The sequence below is a fragment of the Polycyclovorans algicola TG408 genome (assembly GCF_000711245.1).
Lineage (GTDB): Bacteria > Pseudomonadota > Gammaproteobacteria > Nevskiales > Nevskiaceae > Polycyclovorans > Polycyclovorans algicola.
The window spans coordinates 2,660,185-2,684,225 of the sequence record NZ_JOMH01000001.1 but is presented as its reverse complement, the minus strand read 5'-3'; the positions used below and the strand labels follow the sequence as shown (position 1 = coordinate 2,684,225).

The 24,041-nt window shown below is 65.1% G+C and carries 19 protein-coding genes; 13 read left to right on the top strand and 6 right to left on the bottom strand.

Annotated elements, in window-relative coordinates:
* Positions 1–43: 43 nt before the first annotated feature.
* The 3 genes from U741_RS0112805 to U741_RS17910 are packed head-to-tail and all read right to left on the bottom strand — an operon-like array spanning position 44 to position 4,247.
* Positions 44–868: a M23 family metallopeptidase gene (locus U741_RS0112805; protein ID WP_029890850.1), complete on the bottom strand. Its 825-nt coding sequence runs from the start codon at positions 866–868 to the stop codon at positions 44–46.
* Positions 868–2,778 (bottom strand): threonine--tRNA ligase, encoded by a 1,911-nt coding sequence (gene thrS, locus U741_RS0112800; protein WP_029890849.1) that lies wholly within the window; start codon positions 2,776–2,778, stop codon positions 868–870. The genes U741_RS0112805 and thrS overlap by 1 nt, the downstream gene beginning before the upstream one ends.
* 50 nt (positions 2,779–2,828) lie before the next feature.
* Entirely contained in the window at positions 2,829–4,247 is a 1,419-nt protein-coding gene (locus U741_RS17910; protein ID WP_052378793.1) for a succinylglutamate desuccinylase/aspartoacylase family protein, read from the bottom strand.
* A 268-nt stretch (positions 4,248–4,515) separates the two neighbouring features.
* Here U741_RS17910 and U741_RS0112790 point away from each other — a divergent pair, with 268 nt between their 5' ends.
* Genes U741_RS0112790 through acpS form a run of 4 tightly spaced genes read left to right on the top strand, consistent with a single transcriptional unit; the run spans position 4,516 to position 8,104 of the window.
* Complete coding sequence (locus tag U741_RS0112790) at positions 4,516–6,249, top strand: Ig-like domain-containing protein (protein WP_029890847.1); 1,734 nt, start codon at positions 4,516–4,518, stop codon at positions 6,247–6,249.
* 12 nt (positions 6,250–6,261) lie between these two features.
* Positions 6,262–6,939 carry a DNA repair protein RecO gene (gene recO / locus U741_RS18580; protein WP_029890846.1) on the top strand — a complete coding sequence of 226 codons (678 nt, stop codon included), beginning with the start codon at positions 6,262–6,264 and terminating at the stop codon, positions 6,937–6,939.
* 26 nt (positions 6,940–6,965) lie between these two features.
* The gene (locus U741_RS0112780) at positions 6,966–7,730 is read left to right on the top strand and encodes a pyridoxine 5'-phosphate synthase (protein ID WP_029890845.1); all 765 of its coding nucleotides are present in this window, start codon (positions 6,966–6,968) and stop codon (positions 7,728–7,730) included.
* Positions 7,727–8,104 carry a holo-ACP synthase gene (acpS, locus tag U741_RS0112775; RefSeq protein ID WP_029890844.1) on the top strand — a complete coding sequence of 126 codons (378 nt, stop codon included), beginning with the start codon at positions 7,727–7,729 and terminating at the stop codon, positions 8,102–8,104. The genes U741_RS0112780 and acpS overlap by 4 nt, the downstream gene beginning before the upstream one ends.
* 13 nt (positions 8,105–8,117) lie before the next feature.
* Here the strand turns inward: acpS and U741_RS0112770 are convergent, their stop codons facing one another.
* Positions 8,118–10,367: an ATP-binding protein gene (locus tag U741_RS0112770; RefSeq protein ID WP_152551610.1), complete on the bottom strand. Its 2,250-nt coding sequence runs from the start codon at positions 10,365–10,367 to the stop codon at positions 8,118–8,120.
* Positions 10,368–10,405: 38 nt separating this feature from the next.
* On the opposite strand from U741_RS0112770, the gene cysM reads away from it, so the two are divergent.
* The 9 genes from cysM to U741_RS0112725 are packed head-to-tail and all read left to right on the top strand — an operon-like array spanning position 10,406 to position 20,016.
* A complete protein-coding gene (cysM, locus tag U741_RS0112765; RefSeq protein WP_029890842.1) occupies positions 10,406–11,296 on the top strand; it encodes a cysteine synthase CysM in 891 nt (296 codons plus the stop codon).
* Positions 11,293–12,615 (top strand): 23S rRNA (uracil(1939)-C(5))-methyltransferase RlmD, encoded by a 1,323-nt coding sequence (gene rlmD, locus U741_RS0112760; RefSeq protein WP_029890841.1) that lies wholly within the window; start codon positions 11,293–11,295, stop codon positions 12,613–12,615. The genes cysM and rlmD overlap by 4 nt, the downstream gene beginning before the upstream one ends.
* 53 nt (positions 12,616–12,668) lie before the next feature.
* The gene (locus tag U741_RS0112755) at positions 12,669–13,160 is read left to right on the top strand and encodes a CYTH domain-containing protein (RefSeq protein ID WP_029890840.1); all 492 of its coding nucleotides are present in this window, start codon (positions 12,669–12,671) and stop codon (positions 13,158–13,160) included.
* Complete coding sequence (locus tag U741_RS0112750) at positions 13,150–13,626, top strand: L,D-transpeptidase family protein (RefSeq protein ID WP_029890839.1); 477 nt, start codon at positions 13,150–13,152, stop codon at positions 13,624–13,626. Before U741_RS0112755 ends, U741_RS0112750 begins: the two co-directional genes overlap by 11 nt.
* Positions 13,619–14,587 (top strand): beta-N-acetylhexosaminidase, encoded by a 969-nt coding sequence (gene nagZ / locus U741_RS0112745; protein WP_029890838.1) that lies wholly within the window; start codon positions 13,619–13,621, stop codon positions 14,585–14,587. The genes U741_RS0112750 and nagZ overlap by 8 nt, the downstream gene beginning before the upstream one ends.
* Positions 14,584–15,156 carry a hypoxanthine-guanine phosphoribosyltransferase gene (locus U741_RS0112740; RefSeq protein WP_029890837.1) on the top strand — a complete coding sequence of 191 codons (573 nt, stop codon included), beginning with the start codon at positions 14,584–14,586 and terminating at the stop codon, positions 15,154–15,156. Before nagZ ends, U741_RS0112740 begins: the two co-directional genes overlap by 4 nt.
* Positions 15,153–15,911: an S-methyl-5'-thioinosine phosphorylase gene (locus U741_RS0112735; RefSeq protein ID WP_029890836.1), complete on the top strand. Its 759-nt coding sequence runs from the start codon at positions 15,153–15,155 to the stop codon at positions 15,909–15,911. The genes U741_RS0112740 and U741_RS0112735 overlap by 4 nt, the downstream gene beginning before the upstream one ends.
* Positions 15,908–18,832, top strand: coding sequence for an EAL domain-containing protein (locus U741_RS18575; RefSeq protein ID WP_052378792.1), 2,925 nt, complete (start codon positions 15,908–15,910; stop codon positions 18,830–18,832). The genes U741_RS0112735 and U741_RS18575 overlap by 4 nt, the downstream gene beginning before the upstream one ends.
* Complete coding sequence (locus U741_RS0112725; protein ID WP_084154854.1) at positions 18,829–20,016, top strand: SPOR domain-containing protein; 1,188 nt, start codon at positions 18,829–18,831, stop codon at positions 20,014–20,016. Before U741_RS18575 ends, U741_RS0112725 begins: the two co-directional genes overlap by 4 nt.
* Positions 20,017–20,080: 64 nt before the next feature.
* On the opposite strand, the gene U741_RS0112720 is transcribed toward U741_RS0112725, so the two are convergent.
* Positions 20,081–20,695, bottom strand: a complete 615-nt coding sequence (locus tag U741_RS0112720) for a CsiV family protein (RefSeq protein WP_084154853.1) — start codon at positions 20,693–20,695, stop codon at positions 20,081–20,083.
* Positions 20,695–24,039, bottom strand: coding sequence for a transcription-repair coupling factor (mfd, locus tag U741_RS0112715; protein WP_052378791.1), 3,345 nt, complete (start codon positions 24,037–24,039; stop codon positions 20,695–20,697). The genes U741_RS0112720 and mfd overlap by 1 nt, the downstream gene beginning before the upstream one ends.
* Positions 24,040–24,041 lie beyond the last annotated feature (2 nt).

The following is a 24,041-nucleotide window of genomic DNA, read 5'->3' as shown; positions in this document are numbered from 1 at the left end:
AGAAGTTAGGCGGTTTGCCCGTCGCCGGTGTTCCAGCGGTCTGTCAGGACCGCGGCTGGGTGCGCGCAGGTTGTTCGTCGACCAATAAAGAAGGATCGAGTCGCACGTTGCCCCAGTTGGCGCGCCAGCACAGGTGCGGCCCGGTGGCGCGACCGGTCATGCCGACCTGGCCGATCACTTCACCCTTGGCAACCGCTTGACCGACTTTCACGTTGGTTTTCGACAGGTGGAGGTAGGTGGTGGTGACGCCCAGGCCGTGGTCGATGATCACCGTCTGACCGGTGAAATACAGGTCGGGATGCGCCATCGTGACCAAGCCCGCCGCGCTGGCCTGAATGGGCGTGCCACTGGGCGCGGCAATGTCGACGCCGAAGTGCGGTTGGCGCGGTTCACCATTGAGGATGCGCCTGGAGCCAAACTCGCCCGAGATGCGGCTGCCCTTGAGCGGCCAGATGAAGCCGTCGGCAAAATCTGCAGCCGGTCGCCGCTGGGCGCGGGCTTTGCCGACGTCGCTGTTGTCTTTGGCAATGCGGTCCAGCACCGCCTTGGGCGGCGTCACCATGGCGCCCGGCAGGCCGTCGATGCGGCTTTCCGGATAGCGGCGCTGTTCAACCGGATACTCTTGACGCTCTTTGCGGCCATCGGGATGGGTGACGGTCAGGGTGGCCGCCACCGGGGCATCAAAGCCCAGCCCGAAGGCGAAGGTGCCGTCTTTGGCGATGGTCACCCGCTGGCCATCGAGGGTCATCGTGCTGCCCGGCGCGACTTTCCCGCTTACGAAGCCGCCCTGTATCCACCGACCTTCCAGCTGCAACCCCGAGGCGGGCAGTGTGGCCAGCAAAATCAGCAGCAGACCGACGATGCGCATCAGCGATGCGCCTTGAGCCAGGCCACGGCCTCGGCCAGCGGCAGGGTTTTTTGATGTTCCTCGCCGCGCAGGCGCAGCGTCACGGTGCCTTCTTCAGCTTCCTTGCGGCCGACGACGACAATCACCGGAATGCGCTGCATCGCCAGCTCGCGGATTTTTTTGTTGATCTTCTCGTTCGACAGGTCGGTGTCCGCGCGAACACCGGCTGCCTTGAGCTGCTGGCACACGTCGCGCGCATAGTTATCGGCATCCGACACGATGGGGGCGACCACCGCCTGCACTGGCGACAACCAGAAGGGCAGGCTGCCGGCATGGTGCTCGATGAGGATGCCGGTGAACCGCTCCAGCGAGCCAAAGATGGCGCGGTGCAACATGATCGGCGTGTGGCGGTTGCCGTCTTCGCCGATGTACTCGGCATCGAGACGGCCGGGCAGGTTCAAGTCCACCTGAATGGTGCCGCACTGCCAGTCACGGCCAATGGCGTCGCGCAGCACGAACTCCAGCTTGGGGCCGTAGAACGCGCCTTCGCCGGGGAACAGGCTGTAGTCGATGCCCATGGAATCGAGGGCGTCGGCCAGGGCCGCTTCAGACTGGTCCCAGAGGTGATCGGCGCCGATGCGCTTTTCCGGGCGGGTCGAGAGCTTGATGCGGATGTTGTCGAAGCCAAATTCGGCGTACTGCGCCAGGGTGAGCTCGGTGAAGGCCACACACTCGGATTGCAGTTGCTCGGGCGTGCAGAAAACGTGGCCATCGTCCTGGGTGAAGCTGCGCACCCGCAACAGGCCGTGCAGGGCGCCGGAGGGCTCGAAGCGGTGCACCTTGCCGAACTCGGCGAAGCGCAGCGGCAACTCACGGTAGGAGCGCGTGCCCTGGTTGAAGATCTGCACGTGACCGGGGCAATTCATCGGTTTGAGGCACAGCGTACGGTCTTCGTCACGCTCGGTGGCGAACATGTTTTCGCCGTAGTTCTGCCAGTGGCCCGAGGTTTCCCAGAACGCCTTGTCCATCATGTCCGGCGTATTGATTTCCTGATATCCGGCGTCGAACTGCTTTTTGCGCATGTAACCGATCAGGGTCTGGAACAGCGTCCAGCCCTTGGGGTGCCAGAACACCGAGCCGGGCGCTTCTTCCTGTAGGTGGAACAGGTCCAGTTGGCGCCCCAGGCGGCGGTGGTCGCGCTTTTCGGCCTCTTCCAGCATGTGCAGGTGGGCTTTCAGCTCTTCATCGGTGGCGAACGCCAGTCCGTAGATGCGCTGCAGTTGCGCGTTGTTCTTGTCGCCGCGCCAGTAAGCGCCCGACACCTTGGTCAGCTTAAAGGCGGTGCCCAGACGGCCGGTGGAGGGCAGGTGTGGCCCCAGACACATGTCCAGCCACGACTCGCCCTGCCTGTAGATGGTGAGTTCTTCATCCGCCGCAATGCCATCGCGAATCCACTCGGCCTTGTAGCGCTCACCAATGGTTTCGAAATGCTTCACGGCCCGGTCGTGCGGCCACACCTCGCGGGTGATGGGCAGATCGCGCTTGACGATCTCGCGCATCTTTTTCTCGATGGTTTCGAGATCGGCCTCGGTAAAGGGCTCGGCCCGCGCGAAGTCGTAATAAAAGCCGTATTCGGTGGATGGCCCGAAGGTGATCTGCGTGCCGGGGAAAAGCTCCTGCACGGCCTGCGCCATGACATGCGCGGCATCGTGACGGATCACCTCCACCGCTTCCGGCTGGTTGCGGGTGACGATACTGATCGCCGCATCGCGGGTGATGGGCCGGGTCAGGTCCCAGAGTTCACCGTCCACCTTGACCACCACCGCCTTTTTGGCCAGGCCCGGCGAAATGCCCTGGGCGATCTCCAGCCCGGTCACCGGCGCGTCAAAGGATTTGACGTTGCCGTCGGGAAAGGTGATCTGAAGGCTCATTGAAATGACATCGGGCGGGTGAAGAGCCGAGAATTATACGGGCCGACGCGTCAATCGCCCGGCGGCGCCTTGTCGTCGGGCACGCCGCCATCGTCTGCGGGGGTTTGCTCGGCCTGTGGTGCTTCTTTGAGTTCTTCTTCCTGGCGTTCGATGCCGACGTGATAGGCCGCAAAACCGGGAATCACCGACTGGTTCAGTGCCATGCCGATGACCCGGCCCTTGTGCGGCGAGCGAATCTCGTAACGGCGATTGTTGATGGGGTCGGTCACCGTGCCCAACACCTGATCACGAACGACCTGCGCACCCAACGGCACGCTGCTGACCAGAATGCCGCCCTCGTTGGCGCGTACCCACACTGATTCGTAATACACCGGCTGCGGCTCACGCCAGCGGCGGAAGCGCGGCACCATTTCCAGGTGGTTGAGCAGGCTGCGCAGCGCCCTTACGCCGTGTTCAACTTCCTCGGGCTGGAAGCGGTGCGGCTCACCGGCCTCCAGCGTCACGGCGGGAATGCCGATGTCGGTGGCTGCGCGGCGCAGCGAGCCGGTCGGGCCGGCGCCATTGAGTACCGAGGTGGCGCCGAAGCCACGCGTCAGATGCGCAACCGATTCAATCGACAGGTCACCGCGAATCTGCGGAAGGTTGGTGCGGTGAAACGATCCCGTGTGCAGGTCGACCAGCGCATCACATTGGGTCATGACCTTGGTGAACAGCGAATGGGCAATCCGCGCGGCGGCGCTGCCACGGGCATCACCGGGAAAATAGCGGTTCAAGTCTCGACGGTCGGCCAGGTAGCGGGACCCCTGCCGAAAACCCTGCAGGCTGACGATGGGAATGCCGATGACCGTACCCGCCAGCTGCGTGGCATCCAGGTCGAAAACAATGCGACGCACCATCTCAATGCCGTTGAGTTCGTCGCCGTGAATGGCCGCGGTGAGACACAGCGTGGGGCCCGGCTTGCTGCCGTGCGCCACCAGCACCGGGGTCGGCTCAGAGAGCCCCCCAAAGGAGTCAGGGGGGTACCACGACACCCGCTGTACAGTGCCAGCCGCCACCTTGGCGTCCAGCAATTCGAAGCTGGCCGGGCTGGCCGACGATTCAGTGGACGGTAGCGGCAGAATCTCGCCGGTCGCGGACGAGTCGGTTGGTTTCAGGGTGCCGGCGGCATCGTCGCTGTCAGCGCTGCCTTCAGGGGCTGGGTCCTCGACGGGCGTGGCATCGGCTGGCTCGGCGTCGGCTTCAGGCGCGGACTCCGCAGCGTCAGCGTCCTCCGAGGTTGGCGCTTGTTCAGTCGCGTCGCCCGTTGGGGCTGGCGCCGGCGGTGCTGATTCCGGCGGCGGCGGATCAATCGGCTCGATTGTCGTGGAGGGCGGATCAGGCTCGTTTTCACTGGCAATCGCCTGGCTGATCGCCGCCAGCGCGAAGGCCGTGATCAGCAACGCCTGTCGCGCGTTTTTTGCGAAGCCCACAGCAGTCGGTATCACCATAAAAAAGGCCTGATGCTCATTGCGAATCGTGAGAGTGGGGCGCCGCCCCAGAAGCTCGCATGTTCTACCACGAGGACCTGAATCGCCGTTGCATGACGCACGTTATTCCTCGCGCAGCACCGACGCGTGTCAGACGGCAGCGCCGACCTGCCAAACGGCCTCCAAAAGGGCGGGCAAGCGGTTGTTGGGGCAGCGCTTTCAACTTACTATCCGGCGGACTTGGGGTGAGTTCATCAATTGGGAGTAAGTCGTGCAGAAAGCTTTGTCGACGGGCGGGTGCTGGCTGGCGTGCGCGCTGTTGTTGGGCGCCTGTGGAGGGGAAGCCTCTTTCGGCGGCGGTGAAAACGTCAGCCCGACCCCCACGCTCCCCCCCGATGGCGAAACGCCAACGGCATTGCGCCTCGGCACGCTGGATCAAGGTGCTTTCAGCGAGGGTGCGCTGTCGATTGGCGTGACCGAGCTCTCGGCGGGCGGTCAGACGGCCGTTCGTGTTGACGTGGTCGATGCCGCCGGTGAACGGGTCTCGGACACGCCCCTTTCGGTCAGTTTTCAGTCCGATTGCAGCGCCGCGGGGCTGAGTCGTTTCGAGCCTGTCGTCGTCGACGCCAGCAGTGGCCGTTTCGACACCACCTACATCGCACAGGGTTGCAGCGGTGCCGACGAGATCACTGCCCGCGTGACGCTTGATGACGGCACCGAAACGGCCCGCGGCACCGTCAACGTTGCGGCCGCTGAACTGGGACAAGTTGAATTCGTCTCCGTCGACCCGGCGATCATCGGCTTGATTGGCAGTCCGATTTCGACACAGGCCACCGTGCAATTCAGGGTTCGCGACACCACCGGTGGTGTGGTCCCCAACCAGCGCGTCGAGTTCGCGCTGAGCTCGACGGTGGGGCAGGTCAGCCTGACCCCATCGTCGGCCGTCAGCGACAACCAAGGGATCGTGCGAACGGTGGTCAGCGGCGGGTCGATTCCGACCGCAGTGCGGGTGCGGGCTTCGGTGGCCGTCGATGGCGGATCGGTCATTGCCACGCAGTCGGAGCGACTGGCGATCTCGACCGGCCTTCCCGATCAAGACAGCATGACCCTGGCCTTTGATCGCCTCGCAGTGGACGGCACCTGCACAGGTGAACCCGTCAATGTCAGCGTGCGACTGGCCGACCGATTCAATAACCCCGCCCCCGAAGACACGGCGGTCAATTTCCGCACCGAGGGCGGTGCCATTCAGTCGACCTGCTTCACCGGTGACCCCTTGGGTGATTCGACCCTGGAGTCGGGCGTCTGCTCGGTTGTGCTCAACGTCCGCAACCCCCGGCCCGACAACGGCCGCGTCGCGGTGCTGGCCACGGCGCTGGGCGAGGAAACCTTCATCGATCGAAACGGCAACGGTTTCTTTGACGCGGGCGATGGGTTTGATGACGATCTTCCCGAAGCCTTTGTCGACAACGATGGCGACGGTAGCCGGGGCCCTGACGAGCCATTCGTCGACACCAATCAGGATCAGCAGTACTCGTTGGGCGATGGTGAGTTCAACGGCTACGTCTGCGATGCGCCCGGGCTGAACTGCGAGAGCGACCTGGTGCACGTCAGGGCATCCGGCGATGTCATTTTCTCGCTCGCCCGTAACGGTTTGCTGATCAGTTGCAGTGACGCCGGTGGTCTTTGTCCGTTCCAGCCGGCCGGTGTCGGCCCCGGCGAAACGCTGGGGATCAACATTGAAGTGTCCGACATCAATGGCCAGGTGCCACCTTCCGGAACGACGTACACCCTGATCACGACCGACGGTTCGGTTCTCGAACCGGCGACCGTTGGGCCATTCAACACCAACACCGGTCCACAGCAGGTGTCCTTCGTTCACCAGACGCCTGACGAGGCTCCGGATCCGAACCGCGACATCATCCTGACCTTGCAGGTCGAAATTCCGCCGTCCGAGTGCAGCGGGGCGACCACGTTCTCCCAGATCGTGGGCATTTATCGCCTGTAAGCGCAGCTCACCTTGACGTCGGCCTACGTTCTCCAATCCCGGCCCTACCGTGAAACCTCGGCACTGCTCGAGCTGTTTACGCCCGAGCACGGACGGGTGGGGGCCGTGGGTCGCGGGGCGCGGGCGCCGCGTAGCCGCCTGCGCGGGGCCTTGCAGCCCTTTGCACTGCTCGATATCGGGCTGACTGGCGGTGGTGAACTCAAGACCCTGACGCATGCCGACGTTGAGGCCTTGCCGCCGCCGTTGTCAGCCGAGCGGGTGCTCTACGGCTGGTACCTCAACGAACTGTTGCTGAAGTTGCTGGCGCGCGATGATCCCCATCCGCTGCTGTTCAGTGCCTACGTCCACGCGCTGGAAGCCGTGTCAGGCGCGGCGGCCGACTCGGCACTGCGGCGTTTCGAGTGGCGGCTGCTGCAGGAGGTCGGCTTCGGGCTGGCCCACCTGCCCGAGGGTGAGGGGCAGAGCTGGCGGTGGACCGCGCAGGGTGTGTGGCAACGGGCAGTCGCCGCAGAGGGCATCACGCGGGCGACGCTGGAGGCCCTGGCTGCTGATGAGGCGACTCTGGACGCCGCGCAGTGCATTGCCGCAAGGCGGCTGCTCAAGCCGGTGCTGGATCAGGCCCTGGGTGGGCGCAAGCTGCAAAGCTCGGTGCTGATGCGACAGTTCCGCACGCGGCTGCCCCCGGCATAATGCCCACCCGCCCCCGGAGCCATTTCATGTCTGTTTCTGGTGTCCCGTCACTGCGCCTTGGCGTCAATATTGACCATGTGGCCACCGTGCGTCAGGCGCGTGGCACGGTGTATCCCGACCCGGTCGAGGCCGGGTTGATGGCGGCCAGCGGCGGCGCGCACAGCCTGACCATTCATTTGCGCGAAGACCGGCGCCACATCCAGGACGACGACGTTTTTCGGCTGGTGGCGCGCAGCCCGGTACCGGTCAACCTTGAAATCGCCGTCACCGACGAGATGATTGCGCTGGCCTGTCAGGCCCGTCCGGCGTTTGCCTGTCTGGTGCCGGAAAAGCGGCAAGAGATCACCACCGAAGGCGGCCTCGATGTTGCCGGGCACGCAGCGGCAGTGACCCAAGCCTGCACGCGCCTGCGACAGGCCGGTGTCGTGCCGGCGCTGTTCATTGATGCCGACCCGGCGCAACTTGCCGCCAGCCTTGCCACGGGCGCGCCGCACATCGAAATCCACACGGGTCGTTATGCCGATGCCGAGGGCGACGTACAACACCACGAACTGCAGCGCATTCGCGACTTCGCACGCGTAGCGGCCGACGCCGGGCTCGAAGTCCACGCCGGCCACGGCCTACATTTACAGAACGTCGGCGCCATTGCCCGCATCCCGGAAATTGTCGAGCTCAACATTGGCCACAGCCTGATCGCCCGGGCCCTTTTCGTCGGCCTGCCGGCGGCAATCGCCGAGATGCGCCGCGTGATGACGGATGCGCGTGCCGACCTCCGGCCGCGCGCCGCATGATCGTCGGGCTGGGCAACGACCTGATTCGCGTCAGCCGCATCGAGCGGGTGCTGGCGCGTCACGGCCAGCGCTTCCTCGATCGCTTACTGACCGAAGACGAACAGGCTGATCTGCCCGAAGGCGCCCAGCGCGCCAACCGCGTGGCGAAAAGTTTTGCCGCCAAAGAAGCGCTGGTGAAGGCGCTGGGCACGGGCTTTCGCGGGGTCGATCATCGCGACTGCGGTGTGCGTCGTACCGCCATTGGCGCGCCATCGCTGCAGTTCAGCGCGGCGCTGCAGGCGTTGCTCGATCAGCGCGGCATCAGCCACGCGCATCTCGCGCTCACCGACGACGGCGACTGGGTGTTGGCCACGGTGATTCTCGAACAACACTGAGCGGCGGATGAGGTCAGTCAGCCAGTTCGGCCAGCCGCGCGTCGATCTCGGTCAGGGCGGTGGCGATGGCGCGGTGAACGGCCTCGCACTCGGGGCGTGCGTCATCCGTGGCGGCCACCAGGCGCAGCCGCTCTTCCAGCGCATTGGTGGCTTCACGCAGATGGCCCAGGTGATAGAACGCGGCCGTGCCGCGCAGTTGGTGGGCCGCGTCGCGGGCGACATCAAGCGCGTCGGCGGCGAAAGCCGAGTCAAGCTCGGCCCGCTGTAGCGGCAACTCTTCACGCAGCAGCGACAGCATTTCCGGGTCCTTGCCCAGTAGCCGTGAGGAGGGTGTCGCTTGCCGGGCCGGGGCCGGCAGCAGGGCGTTGAGCAACTGCCGCTCGTCAAACGGTTTGAGCAGAATCTGGTCGGCACCCGCATCAAGAAAGGCGCGCCGCTCGTCCGGCTCAAGGTGAGCGCTGATGGCGACGATGCGTGGCTGCGAGCCCTCTGTCGCCGACTCACGAATGGCGCGCGCGCAACCAGGTCCGTCAAGTCGCGGCATGCGGGCATCGAGCAGCACAAATTCGACCCGGTGCTCGCGGTACAGGGCCAGCGCCTGCTCGCCATCGCGCGCCTCAAGCACCTCCAGCCCCAGCTCGACCGCCAGCAGCGCGAGGTAGCGAAGGTTGCTGAGATTGTTATCGGCAATCAGGGCACGGCGCCGCGCCAGCGGTCTCTGGCTGGCGGTCTGGGTGCTGAGGTCGACCAGCACCTGCAGTAGCGCCTGATGGTCGATGGACTTGGGCACACAGGCCGCGGCGCCCAGCGCTCGGAGCCGCAGTTGTATGTCCAGCGAGGCCGAGGCCACCAATGCCAGCAGCGGCGGCTTGCGGTCACCACAACGCTTGAGCACCGGGTGCAGCGATTCGATCTCGTCGGTGTGAAAGCCGACGATCACCAGGGTGGGGAGCCCCTGCGCAATTTCCAGCCGCTCGGCAAGCCCCTGCGGGCTGTCGAAGCTGATCACCTCGACGCCCCAAAAGCTCAGCCAATGGGTCAGCGCCAGGCGCGCGGTGGGATGCGGTTCCAGCAGCCACACCTTGCTGCCCCGCATACGCCAGTCCGGCGGTGGGTCATCGGCGCGGCCAGCGCTGCGGAAAGGGAGCCGAGCCTTGAAGATCGAGCCCTTTTTCGGTTCACTCTGCAAGGTGATCTCACCGCCCATCATCTCGGCCAGACGGCGGCTGATCGACAAGCCCAGGCCACTGCCGCCCTGACTGTGACCGGCCTGTTGAAACGGCTGGAACAACCGCGCCTGTACCGCCTCGCTGATGCCGACGCCCGTGTCCTGCACGGAAAAATCCAGCCACACGTGCCGCTCATCGGCGTCGCCTTGCATGATGCGCACGACGACTTCGCCGACCTCGGTGAATTTGATGGCGTTGGACAGCAGGTTGGTGAGAATCTGTCGCAGACGTTGGGCATCGCCTGACAACCAGCGCGGCACGTCGTGGTAAACGATACGCACCAGCTCCAGGTCTTTCTGATACGCCAGTGGCGCCAGCAGGGTGGTTACGTTTTCGACCACTTCGTGAATATCGAAGCGCTCCTCATTGAGCCGCAGACGACCCGACTCGATGCGGCTCCAGTCGAGCAGGTCGTTGATCATCGTCAGCAGGCCGCGCGCCGACTTGTCGAGGGTGTCGAGGTATTGCTCCTGCTCGGGATCAAGCGCCGAACGTCGCAACAGGTCGGCGTAGCCGAGAATGCCGGTCAGCGGCGTCCGCAGTTCGTGGCTGAGATTGGCGAACAGGGCGGACTGGCTTTCGGCGGCCGCCTGCGTCTGCAGCAGCGCGGCGCGCATCTCGTTGTTGAGGGTCTGCAGCCGCGTGTGCTCGGCCTTGAGGCGGGTCGTGGATTGCTGCATCAGCCGGTTGTGGTGCTCCTGCGTCTGGCCCATGGTGCGCGCCAGCTGGTTGAGCTGTTCGGCCACGGCATGCAGGGGCGCGGACAGGTCGGAGGGCGCGCGTTGCTCGACACGTCCCTGTGCCAGGGCGTGGCTCGCCTGCGCTAAATGTGCCAGCCCGCGCGACAGGCGCAGCCCAAGCCAGATGCTCAGCACCATGGCGAGTGCGCCCGCCAGTAGTAGCAGGGCCCCTGGGTTGTCGCTCAATGCACTGCCCGGCATCAGCCAGCGCAACAGGCCGACCAGCAGTCCGGCCAGCAACCATGGCTGGATCATCCAGAACACGCAGATTGCAGGGGTCAGCCGCGACTTCAAAACGCCTTCCTCGAAGATAGATCGCTACACTTTAGGCCATGTCTACTCAAACGCTGGCCCACACCATAGGCAACACGCCTCTGGTGCAAATGACGCGCCTGCCGGGCATCGGCAACAACCGATTGTTTGCAAAGCTCGAAGGCAATAATCCGGCCGGCTCGGTGAAAGACCGTCCGGCTTATTCGATGATTTATCGCGCGCAGGAGCGGGGCCAAATCAAGCCGGGAGACACCCTGATCGAGGCCACGTCGGGCAACACGGGCATCGCGCTGGCCATGGCGGCTGCGGTGCTGGGTTACCGCATGGTGCTGATCATGCCCGCCCACATGAGCGCCGAGCGTCGCGCCAGCATGAAGGCCTACGGCGCCGAGATCATCCCGGTGACCCAGGAACAGGGCATGGAGGGCGCACGCGATCTCGCCCAGCAGATGGCGCGTGAAGGCAAGGGCATCGTGCTCGATCAGTTCGCCAACCCGGACAACTGGCGCGCCCATTACGAGGGCACCGGCCCCGAGATCTGGCGCGACACCGGCGGGTCGATAACGCATTTCGTCTCCAGCATGGGGACCACCGGCACCATCATGGGCTGCTCGCGCTTCTTCAAGGAACAGCATCCAGCCCCGCAGATTGTCGGCGTTCAGCCCGATGGTGAGTCGTCGATTCCCGGCATCCGCAAATGGCCCGAGGCGTATCTGCCGAAGATCTTCGAGCGGCCGCGCGTCGATGAGGTGATCGAAGTGTCAGCGGCCGCTGCCGAAGCCACCATGCGTGACATGGCCCGTATCGAAGGACTCTTTTGCGGGCCGTCATCGGGCGGGGCCATGTGGGTGGCACTGCAGCTGTGCAAACGTCTGGAGGGTGCCACCATCGTCTCCATCGCCTGTGACCGGGGCGATCGCTACATCTCGACCGGCGTCTACCCGGCATGAGGCGACGGGCGCGTCGTGTCCCTGAAGGCGAGCACCGGGCCGAAGTCATCGACCTGTCTGAAGACGGTCGCGGCATTGCCCGCATCGACGGCAAGGTGGTGTTCATTGCGGATGCCTTGCCGGCGGAAACCGTCACCTTCAAGTACCTGGCCGCCGGCAAGTCATTTGACGAGGGGCAAACGCTGCGCGTTGAGACGCCGAGTCCCGACCGCGTCACGCCCGGCTGCACGCATTTTGGGGTCTGTGGCGGCTGCGCCCTGCAGCATCTGTCGCCTGAGGCGCAGGTCCGTTTCAAGCAGAAGCAATTGATTGAAGCGCTGGCACGCATCGGCAAAGTCACGCCGACAGACATCGCCGCGCCGGTGACCGGCCCGGTCTGGGGCTATCGCCGTCGCGCCCGCATGGGTGCGAAGTGGGTCATCAACAAGCAGAAGGTGTTGGTCGGGTTTCGCGAGCGGCGCACCCATCTGCTTGCCGAGCTGCAGCGCTGCCCGGTGCTCGATGCGCGCGTCGGCGAGCAGCTCGAGGTCCTGGCCGATGCCCTGGCGCGCACCGGCATTGCCGACAAGATTCCGCAGATCGAGATGGCCGCCGCAGAACATGTCTGCCTGTCGATTCGCGTGCTCGAAAAACCCACTGAAGACGACCTTGCCGTGCTGCGGCAGCTCGCCGAAGACACCGGTTTCGAGCTGCGCCTGCAGCCCGGCGGGCTGAGCACCATCACGCCGCTGAACCCGCCGACGCGGGTGCTCGACTATTCCCCGGACGGCAGCGAGCGGCGCCTGCAGTTCGAGATTGCCGACTTTATCCAGGTCAATGCTTTCATCAGCCAGCGTGTTGTCAACCAGGCCATCGACTGGCTGGCGCCGCAGCCCGGTGAGCGGATGCTGGAACTGTTCTGTGGACTCGGCAATTTCTCGCTGCCGCTGGCCGCGCGCGGCGTCGACCTCACGGCGGTCGAGGGCGACGCCGGTCTGGTGCAGCGCGCTCGCGACAACGCCCGGCGCAACAATCTGTCCATCCGCTTTGAAAAAGCTGACCTGTTCAAGGCGGGGGCCGAGGCGGATTGGCTGGCGGGTCACTTCGACGCCGTGCTGCTCGACCCACCCCGCAGCGGGGCCGAGGTGATGATGCCGCTGATCGCTGCCAAAAAGCCGTCTCGCGTGGTCTATGTATCGTGCCAGCCCGGCACCTTGGCGCGCGATGCCGGCGCGCTGGTGCATCAGCACGGCTATCGGTTGGCGCGGGCCGGGGTGATGGACATGTTTCCGCACACCGCACACATCGAGAGCATGGCGCTATTTGTTCGCGAGGCGTAATGCGCAGGCTTCCGCACACCACCCCTCATCCTTAAGTCTTCAGCCCTTCCCCCATGCCCCTCGAAATCGAACGTAAATTTCTGCTCGCCAGCGCCGCATGGCGTGGCGAGGTATCGCGCCGCCAACCCATGGCGCAGGGCTATCTGGTGGGCGTCGGCGGCAAGTCGTCGATTCGCGTGCGGGTGGCCGGTGATGAGGCGCGACTCAACATCAAGGCGGCGGTGATCGGCGCCAGCCGTGCCGAGTTTGACTACGGCATTCCGCTGGATGAAGGCAAAACGCTGCTGGCCACTCTCACCGTTGGCACGGTGGAAAAAACCCGTCACTTCGTCGAGCGCGACGGGCTGCTCTGGGAAATCGACGAGTTCCACGGCCACAGCGAGGGGCTGATTGTTGCGGAGGTCGAGCTGCGCAGCGAAGATCAGGCCATCGTCCGGCCCGACTGGCTGGGCGCCGAGGTCACCGAAAAGGCCCGTTACTACAACCACGCGCTGTCACAGCGTCCTTTCCGCGACTGGAGTGAGGCCGAACAACGTGGAGATTGACATCGACCTGTCGGCGCAGCGGCTGGTCCTCAGGGACGGCAGCCGCGAACTGATGGATGTCGCGATCTCGACTGGCGCCAACGGGGTTGGCGAGGTCAATGGCTCCGGCTGCACGCCGCGTGGTCGCCACCGGGTCCGCGCCAAGATCGGGCAGGGCGCGCCGGTCGGTGCGGTGTTTCGCGGACGTCGCTGGACCGGCGAGGTCTGGAACCCCGAAGCCCACGCCGCCCAGCCGGGGCGTGACTGGATTCTGACCCGCATCCTCTGGCTCTCGGGCTGTGAGCCGGGCTTCAATCGGCTGGGGTCGGTCGACACCTTTCGTCGTTACATCTACCTGCACGGCACGCCGCCGGTCACACCGCTGGGCACGCCCGGCTCCAAAGGCTGCATCCGCATGAACAACGCTGACATCATCCAACTCTTCGATCAGGTCGCGCCGGGTACCGTGGTGACATTGCATGAATAAGCCGTCGCTGATCGGTCCGCTGATGCTCGACGTCGGCGGGCTCGAAGTCACCGCCGAGGATCGTGAAGTGCTGTCGCATCCGCTGGTGGGCGGGGTGATTCTCTTCACCCGCAATTATCGCGACGCGGTGCAGCTCAAGGCCCTCTGTGACGACCTGCTGGCAATCAAAACGCCTCGTCTACTTTTGGCGGTCGATCACGAGGGTGGACGTATTCAACGCTTTCGCGTCGGCTTTTCGCGCCTGCCGGCCATGCGCAGCATCGGCGAACGACTGCGTGAATCGGTCGCCAACGCCGAGGCCGAGGCCGAACAGGTGGGTAACACCATTGGCACCGAGCTGGCCGCCTTTGGCATCGACCTGCCGTTTGCGCCGGTGCTCGATATTGACCACGGCGTGTCCGGCGTGATCGGTGACCGGGCTTTTGGCAGTGACGTGCAGACCGTCATCCAGTTGGCCCGCGCGTTTCGTCGCGGCTTGAACCGTGCCGGGCTCAGCGCCACCGGCAAGCATTATCCCGGCCACGGCGCGGTGACCGCCGACTCGCACCATGAGCTGCCGGTCGACCGCCGACCGCTGGCCGACATCGAGCGCGGCGAGCTGCAGCCGTTTGAGGCGCTGATTCGCGACGGCCTTGAATCCATCATGACCGCTCACGTGCGCTACACCGCAGTGGACGACACCCCCGCGTCGCTGTCGGCGCACTGGGTCAAAACCGTGCTGCGCAAACAACTCGGCTTTCAGGGCGTGGTGTTTACCGACGACCTGTCGATGGGGGGCGCGGCAGCGGTCGGCAGCATGGAAGACCGCGCCCGCATGGCGCTGGATGCCGGCTCCGACATGTTGCTGGTCTGTAATGACCGTCCGGCCAGCATTGCCCTGCTCGACGCACTGCGCGATGTGCGGCCCCGACCGACGGCCAGTGTTCGCCTGCACAATCTCTACCGCCGGGAGCCCGCATGAGCACGCCCAGCCGCTTCGCCGAGGCCCAAGCGGTGCTGCTTGACGCCGATTGTCTGTTCGATGCCAGCGCCGTCAATGCGGCCTACGACCGAATCTCGCGGGCCATACGGGTCGAATACGCCACGCTCAATCCGGTGGTGCTGTGCGTGATGATTGGCGGGTTGATTCCGACGGTCGAAATCATCAAGCGCCTGAACTTTCCGTTCGAGCTGGATTATTTGCACGCCACCCGCTATCGCGGTGAGACGACGGGCAGCCAGTTGGTCTGGAAAGTGGAGCCCAGCACCGTACTCACGGATCGCCACGTGTTGATCATTGATGACATTCTTGACGAAGGACACACCCTGCTCGCGATCCAGCGTGCGGTTTTGGCGCAGTCGCCTGCGAGCCTCAAGACGGCGGTGCTGAGCGAGAAGCGGCACAGCCGCAAGGCCCCTGGCGTGGCCGCCCAGTTTGTCGGTTTGCCGTTGCCTGATCGCTACGTGTTCGGCTGCGGCATGGACTACAAGGAATATTTCCGCCAGCTGCCGGGCATTTATGCGGTTGGCGCGGCGAGCGGTGACGCATGACAGCCACCCTCGCCCTCATCGGCGGCACCGGCATCAACCGCTGGCCGGGCCTGGACGTCGTGCAACCGCATCGCCTCGAAACGCCCTGGGGTCCGCCGTCGGGGCCGCTGATCGAGGGACGACTCGGCGGTCAGTCGGTGGTTTTCCTGGCACGCCACGGCGACGGCCACAAGATACCGCCGCATGCCATCAACTATCGCGCCAACATCGCGGCGCTGGCCGCGCTGGGCATCACCCGCGTGGTTGCCATTGCCGCTGTGGGCGGGATTGCCGAGTGGCTTGCCCCCGGTGGGCTGGCCTTGCCAGAGGACCTGATTGACTACACCACCGGGCGTGAGCATAGCTATTCGGACGGTCGCCCCGGCGCGCCGCTCGACCATGTCGAGATGACACCCGCTTACGACGCCGACCTGCGCGCCGACCTGCGTTTGGCAGCGGCAGCGTCTGGCGTGACGCTTTGCGGCGAGGGCGTGCTGGGGGTGACCAACGGGCCACGCCTCGAGACCGCTGCCGAGATTCGCCGCTTGCAGCGCGATGGTTGTGACATGGTCGGCATGACCGGAATGCCTGAAGCGGCACTGGCGCGTGAGAAGGGTCTCGCGTATGCCTGTCTTGCCGTGTCGGTCAATTGGGGCGCGGGGCTCAAGGGCGGCGGCAGCATTCACGCCGAAATCGAAGCCTCTATCGCGCGCGGCATGACGCAGGTCCAGGCCTTGATCGCGGCCTTGATCAGCGGTGCCGCCGCGACCGCATGACCGACCCCGGATCCGTCGATTCCGCTGCGCTCAGCGTCGCCGACACCGCGGCGCTGGGACGCATCACCGAACGAATGCGTGCCGCTTTGGGGCTCGACATAGGGCTTTTCAAACGCGACCTGATGCTGGCGCGCCTGGACAAGCGCAAACGCACGCTGTCTCTCTCCAGTCTGGACCAATATGCCGACCGTCTGGCCATGTCGGTCGGCGAATGTGAACGGCTCGGGCAGGCACTGCGGCCACCGGCAGTACCGCTGTTTCGCGACCCACGGCTGTTTTCCGGCGCGTTTTCGTTGCTGGGCAGTTGGGCCGCCGCGCCGCGCAGCCGCATTGTTTGGGTGCCTGGCTGTTCCACCGGGGAGGAGGTTTTCGCCTTCGCATTGATGTCGCTTAAGGCCGGCCTGACCGAGGTCACGGTGATCGGCACCGACAGCGACATATCGGCGCTGAGCATCGCGCGCGAGGGGCGGCTGGCGCCCGACGCACGCAAGGGCATTCCCAAGGTGTTGCAAGCCTGGACGCGGCAAGACGATGAGGGCGATGGCGTGATGCGCTTCGCCCCCGAGGTGATGCGCCGCTGCCAGTTCGTGCGCCAGGCGCTCCTGGACCCACTGCCGCGACTGAGCGTCGATCTGATCAGCTGCCGTGGCCTGCTCACCACGCTCGACATGCAGGCCCAGCGCCAGTTACTCGAGTATTTGCATGCGGCGCTGGCCCCGCACGGCCGACTGGTCGTCTCCGATAACGAAGCGGGCTTGATGCACCGCGACCTGTTTGTCGAGGTCAGCGTGGTTGAAGGCGACTTGTCCGGTCTGTTCCGCCGCATTGAACGACGACAACCCGGGGTGCACGCGTCGCGCCAGGCGCAGCCGCCAGCCCCCATTGCGTCTGAGGGCGCGCTGTCGGCGCTGAACAGCGTTTTCGAGATGAGCCGTGAGTCGGCCGCCCTCCTGGATGCCGCGGGCGTGATCCAGTCGGTCAATGCGGCCTGGCGCGATCGCGTACAGCGTCTTGATGACCGGCGCGTCGGCATTGATCTGCTCGATCTGATTGACGACCGTGACCCGCTGGGCCACCTCAGCGACTGGCTCGGTCATGAACCCGGCAGCCAGACCGAGCGGCTTGTCCGCTTTCGGCTCAAGGGCGGCGCTCGCGACGTGCGACTGTGCCTGCGGCGTGCCGAAGGCGGTGCGGCGGCGGCAACGCTGTTGCTCGACACCGTTGAAAGCAGTCTGGTTCAAGCACTTGACGAGCAGCGTCAACGCAGCCATTTCGTCGGCACACTGCTGCGCGAGGCGGTGATCGTCACCGACAAGGCGGGCTGCATTGTCGAGTTTTCTGGCGCGGCTGAGCGCATGACCGCGTGGCGCGCTGACGAAGCGCTCGGGCAGCCGGTGGACCGTATTCTGCTGATCCTTGAGGGTGGCGGCGCCCATGTCGATTGGTTCGCGCTCGGTCCGCTCGGTGATGACCGCCAGTCGCTGCATTTCGAGTCGGTGTCGCTGGTCAGCCGCGAAGGCCGACGTTTGGCGGTACGGGTTGATGCCAGCCGATTCGATTGGCGTGGCAATGGTTCGTCGGGCGCGGTGTTTATCGTCGCCGATATCACGGTCAATGTGCTGCTGGCTGAAGAGCTGAACTACCGCTCGACACACGACGCCCTGACCGGTCTGCTCAGCCGAGAAGAATTTGAGCGTCGCCTGTCGGCCATGATCAGTGAGGCGCGCAGTGATCATCGGCATCACGCATTCGCCTACCTTGACCTCGACCAGTTCAAGGTCATCAACGACACTTTGGGACACTTTGCCGGCGATGAGCTGCTGCGCCAGTTTGCCGGGCACCTGCGCGCCTTGCTGAGCTCTCAGGACGTGTTTGCGCGGCTCGGCGGTGACGAGTTCGGCGTGCTGATGCCCGATCAGGATCTCAAGGCCGCCGAGCAGGTGATGCGAAAAATCCTGGAGGCGACCCGCGCCTTCCGCTTCCAGTGGGACGGTTCGCAGTACGGACTCACCACCAGCATCGGACTGACATCGATCTCTGATCAGACCGCCAGTGCCGCTGTGGCCCTTTCGGAGGCTGACGCCGCTTGCTTTGCCTCCAAAGATGCCGGGCGCGACCGCTTGCACATTGCCGGCGCCAGCGACGAGATCCACCGCCGCCGCGGCGAGATGGGCATGGTGTCACGGATCAACCGGGCGCTCGATCTTGATCGCTTCGAGCTGCATTACGAAGATGTGGTCCGTTGCCGCGACCCCGGGCAGGTGGTTTACCGTGAACTGCTGGTCCGCATGAAGGACGACGAGCATCCCGGTCAACTGATCTCGCCGGGCCTGTTCATTCCTGCAGCGGAGCGTTATTTCCTGATGGGTGCCCTCGACCGCTGGGTGGTCAACAAGGCCTTTACCGGCGTGGGCCGTCACGCCGCTGACGGGGTGCTCTATGCGGTGAATATTTCGGGCTTGTCGGTCAATGACGACGACTTCTACGCGTTCGTGCTCGACTGCATGAACCGCCACGGGGTGGCCGCCGAACAAATCTGTTTTGAGCTCACCGAGACCGCCGCAATCTCGCACCTGAAGGAAGCGCGCAATTTCATCGAGCGACTGACCGACGTCGGCTTTTGTTTTGCCCTCGATGACTTCGGCGTCGGCATGTCGTCGTTCTCGTACCTGAGGAATCTGCCGGTCTCGTTCCTGAAAATTGATGGCAGCTTTGTTCGTTCGATGATGCAGAATCCCATTGATCGCGGCATGGTGGAGGCGATCAACCGCATCGGACACGAGATGAATATCAAGACCATTGCCGAGCATGTCGAAAACATCGAGGTGCTGGGCGCACTCAATGCCATGGGAGTGGATTACGCCCAAGGCTGGGCGATCTCACGCGGTCGGCCGTTCGACGCCATGACACCCTCCGCATGAGGGGAACACGTGGTCTGCAGGTGGTGCTCGCCACGATAGTGGCCTTGGGGTTTGTCATGCCCGCGCCGGCCAGCACGGCGGTGTTCGTGGCCCAACACGCCGAGCGCGCCGAACATCGTGCAGCCGAGTCGGGAAAGACGACGGCGCTGACCACAGGCACCGCCTTGCAGTCGCTTGATCGCGTGGTGGTCGACGAGCAGGGCGAGGTTGATCTGGTGATTAGCCGTCACGGCCGGGTCGAGTTGGGGGCTGACACCGCCATGGTGCTTGAGCGAACGCCGTTTTCGACCTTTGATGTCAACCTGTTGACCCAGCTTCGGGTTGAGCGCGGCTATCTGCGGCTGGTTTGGAAGTACCCCGACTTCGGCGCACGCTGGCCGATGGTGGTTGACGTGGGGCCGTTTCGCATCAATGTCACCAGCGGTGAATATTTTGTCGAGCACCATCCCGATCGCACCGTGCTGTGCATTGCCGAAGGCCAGGTGGCCATCAGTACGCCGGGCCAGGCCGAGGCGGCGGTGTTCACGGCGTCGTCGTGCTATCGCTTGATGTCGGGCGCGGCGGCGCAACACGCGGAGATCGCGCCTGACCAGTTTGTTGCCGTGCGTCAGCAACGTGCGCTGATGCCGCTGGCGGTTGCTGTCGGTCTGGCGGGCGGGCAAACCCGGGTTGCGCAGGTCGGGTCAGCCGCGGCGCAAGCACCTCGCGATCCAGCGCCGACCGCAACATTGACGCCGCGCGGCCCCGCTGCGCCATCGCCCCAGCCAACGGCAACCTCAGCGCCCAGCATTGACGACGCCCGTGATCGCGCCATTCGTGGCGCGTTGGGTTCGGCGCCGCGCGACAATGCGCCGCCTTCTGAGCGTCGCCCGTCCCCTGAACCCACAGAGCGTGCCCGTCCAACGACGAGCCCGGCGCCCCGCGCCGCGCCGGCCCCCAACGACGGCCGATGGGCGCTGAACGTGGCGTCGCTGAGTCAGCGTGAAGACGCCTTGAAGGTGCAGCAGCGCCTGATCGGCAAAGGCTTCACGCCCGATATCGTGGACGCGACGGTCAATGGGCGACGGTGGTTCCGCGTGCAATTGCGTGGTCTCGCCGACGCCGCCGAGGCGCGCGCGCTGGCCAAGCGCCTGGAAGCGGAGGCGGGGTTCAGCGGTGCTTGGCCAGTGCCGCCGGCGCGCTGAAAACCTGGACGTTGCAGCCTTGGGCTTGTCCGTCAATGGATCGGACACGCGTGACCAACCGAGCCTAGTCGTCAGTCCGTACCACGCGCGCCAGAAGACCAAGTCGCGGGCTGTCGAGGTAATGCAGCTCGCCGCGACGCACGCGGCGCCGTTCACGCATCGGGTAGATGCGCGGCGCCCCCGATTCTGATGACACGTAGCGCAGGTCGGCATCGATGTGCAGAAAGCGGCCCATCTCGAGTGCAATCGAGCCGCTCAGGGCCAGGATCGGCGTGCTGCCATCCTCGCCGTAGGTGACCACCGCGCCATCCTCGATGCGCAGGCGCGGGCCATTTTTCTCGGGCGGGTTGTCCTGCAGCCAACTGAGTCGCACCAAGGGCTCGTAGCGCTGGGCATTGTCGAGACGACGCCATTGCTGGCTCAGGGCAAAGTCGTCTTCGGGCAACAACGAGATGCGCGCCTGGACGAGACCCAATCCGTCGTCAAGCTGCAAGCCTGGCGGCAGGTTGCGACCCGGTAGCGGCTGGCCGCCTTCAGTGGAGGCGTGTCGGTCAAGAAAGACGATCACATCGACCCGGTATTGCGGCCCCTGGGCCAACGCGCTGCCGCCCACCAGGCCCAGTGCGAGGAGCACGCCGGCCAAGGTGCGCAACAGGGACGTTAGAGAAAAGTAAGGCATCAGGCTGAGACTTCCAGTGGGGCAGTGGGGGGCAACAGTTTGAACAGTGGCGCGAGACGCTCGATGCGCTCGGCAGGGTTGCTGAAGTCGGCGTGTACATGCAAGCGCTTCTGCCCTTCAAGCCGGTAAAGCTTCGGGGCCTTTTGCACCAGTGTGACCAGTTGCAGCGGGTCGAAGCGCGCCACCGGACCGAAGTCCAGCGCCGCCGACTTGGCGCCGATGCGCGCGCGGCTGAAGCCACGTGCCACCAGATCGATCCGCAGGCTGGCCTGGTCGAACAGCCGCGCGGTGGCGTCGGGCAGCGGGCCGAAGCGGTCAATCATCTCGGCCTTGAGTGCGTCCAGCGTGTCGGCGTCGGCGGCTTCGCTGATGCGCTTGTAAAAGGTCAGGCGGGTGGCGATGTCAGGCAGGTAGTCGTCGGCAATCAGCGCGGTCACGCCCAGGTCGACCTCGCATTCGCTCTGGCCAAACGGTGCGTCGTTAAGCGCGCCACGCTGAATGGCCTTGACCGCGCGGGCCAGCAGCTCGGCATAGAGCGTGAAGCCGATTTCTTCGATCTGGCCCGACTGGTCGTCGCCCAGCAGTTCGCCGGCGCCGCGAATCTCCAGATCATGGGTGGCCAGCGCGAAGCCGGAACCCAGCTCGCCCAGCGCTTCGATGGCGGTCAGCCGCTTCTCGGCATCCGGACTCATGTTGCGCTTGCTGGGCACCAGCAGATAGGCGTAGGCGCGGTGATGACTGCGCCCGACGCGACCGCGCAACTGATGCAACTGCGCCAGCCCCAGATGATCGGCGCGGTCGATGAGAATGGTGTTGGCGCTGGGGACGTCGATGCCCGACTCGATGATGGTGGTACACACCAGAATGTTGAAGCGCTGGTGGTAGAAGTCGAGCATCACCTGTTCCAGCTCGCGTTCGCGCATCTGGCCGTGGGCGATGCGGATGCGGCCCTCGGGCACCAACTCGGCAAGCTTGGCGCCGAACAGTTCGATGTCGGCGACTTCGTTGTGCAGGAAGTACACCTGCCCGCCGCGTCGCAATTCACGCTGGATGGCCTCGACCACCAGGCCGTTATCCCACTCGGCCACGGTGGTTTTGATGGCGATGCGGTTGGCCGGCGGCGTGGCGATGATCGACAGGTCACGCAGGCCGGCGAGGCTCATGTTGAGGGTGCGCGGGATCGGCGTGGCGGTGAGCGTCAGCAGGTCGACGTTGGCGCGCAGGTTCTTGAGTTTTTCCTTGTGGCGAACGCCGAAGCGGTGTTCTTCATCGACCACCACCAGGCCCAGATCCTTGAACTTGACGTCGGGCTGCAGCAGGCGGTGGGTGCCGATGACCACGTCCAGCGAGCCTTTTTCAAGCTGATCGAGCATGGCCTTCTGCTCTTTGGTGGTGCGCATGCGCGACATGGCGGCGACGCGAATCGGCCAGTCGGCGAAGCGGTCATTGAAGTTCTTGGCGTGCTGTTCGGCCAGCAGGGTGGTGGGCGCCAGCACGCACACCTGACGACCCGAGCGTGCGGCGGCAAATACCGCGCGCAACGCGACCTCGGTCTTGCCGAACCCTACATCGCCGCAGACCACTCGGTCCATGGGCTTTTCGGCGAGCAGGTCGGCCAGCACCGCGTCAATGGCCTTCTGTTGGTCAGGCGTCGGCTCGAACGGAAAGCCATCGCAGAAGCGCTGGTAGTCAGGTTCGTCCAGTGCCAGTGCCTGACCGGTCTGTGCCTGTCGCCGGGCCTGAATCTGCAGCAGTTCGGCGGCCACGTCGTGGGCCTTGGACTGCGCCTTGTCGCGCGCCTTTTTCCATTTGTCGGCGCCCAGATTGTGCAGCGGCGCGGTGGCATCGTCGCCGCCGGTGTAGCGGTGAATCAATGACAGCGAGGCGACCGGCACATAGAGCTTGTCGCCGCCGCCGTATTCCAGCACCAGGTACTCGGTGGCGACGCCGCCGGCGTCGAGCCGCTCCAGCCCCAGATAACGACCCACACCCTGTTGCACGTGCACCACGGGCGCGCCAATCTGCAAGCTCGACAGGTCGCGCAGCAGGGTGTCGGGGTCACGGACCCGCTGCGCCCGGGCGCGGCGGATGGTGGCAGTGGGCGCGCGGCCGGTGAGCGCGGTCTCGGGGACGATGCCGTAGCCGTTGTGGGCGTCGATCAGCCCTTCATCGACCGGGCCCAGCACCACGCTGAAGCGCTTGGTCTGCTGCTCGAACGCCGGCCAATCATCGAGTTGCGCCGGGGCCAGGCCATTGCGGCGCAGACGCTCGATCAACACCTCGCGGCGACCCGCGGACTCGGCCACAAACAGCACACGGCCTTCGCTGGCGGTGCAGTAGGCCAGCACCTCGTCGGGGGTTTGCGGCAAGGGCTGTATGGCGGGGCGGTCTTCGATGCGCTCGAACGGCAGCAGCCGATCAAGCGCCTTACGCGGCGTCAGATAGAGTTTGTCGGGCGGCAGCAGCGGGCGGCTCAGGTCGCCGGAATAGCGCTGGAAGCGCTCGCCGATCTGCTTCCAGTCGCGGTCCAGTTGTTCGCGTAAGTCACAGGCGATGAACAGCTTGGCGGTGTCGGGCAGGTAGTCGGCCAGGCAGGCGGTGTCGTCAAAAAAAAGGGGCAGGTAGGCCTCGATGCCGCCGGGCATCACGCGTTTGCTGACATCGCTGTAGATGCGGCTGCGTGCCGGGTCGCCCGAAAGTGCCTCGCGGTAGCGACGACGGAAGCCTTCGATGCCCTCGCGGTCGGTGGGAAATTCGCGCGCCGGCAGCAGATGAATACGTTCCACCTTGCCCTCGCTGCGCTGGGTTTCCGGGTCGAAGGTGCGAATGGTTTCGATGTCTTCGTCGAACAGGTCGATGCGATAGGCGGCGGTCGAGCCCATCGGGAACAGGTCAAGCAGGGCGCCGCGCACCGCAAACTCGCCCTGGGTCTGCACCTCGGTCACCGCCGCATAGCCGGCGTGAACCAGCCGCTCGCGGAAACGCTCCAGCGGTAGACGATCACCCACCTTGAGATCAAAGCGGCGACCGTCCAGCCATGACCGGGGGGGCAATCGCTGCATGGCGCTGTCGGCGGTGGCCAGCAGCAGGGCCGGTTGCCCGTCTGCCAGTGCGGCGAGCGCGGCCATGCGCTGCGAGACCACTTCTTGATGCGGCGAGAACGGGTCGTACGGCAGCACCTCGGTGTCGGCAAGGTGAATCAGCCGCAGCCGGTCAGCCAGAAAGAACTGCAGCAGTCCTTCAAGTCGGTAGGCGTGCTGTTCGTGATCGGTGATCAGGACGGTGAGACCGGGGTGCGCCAGCGCAGCACGCGCCGCCGCCAGGGCATCGGCAGTAAGGTTCACAA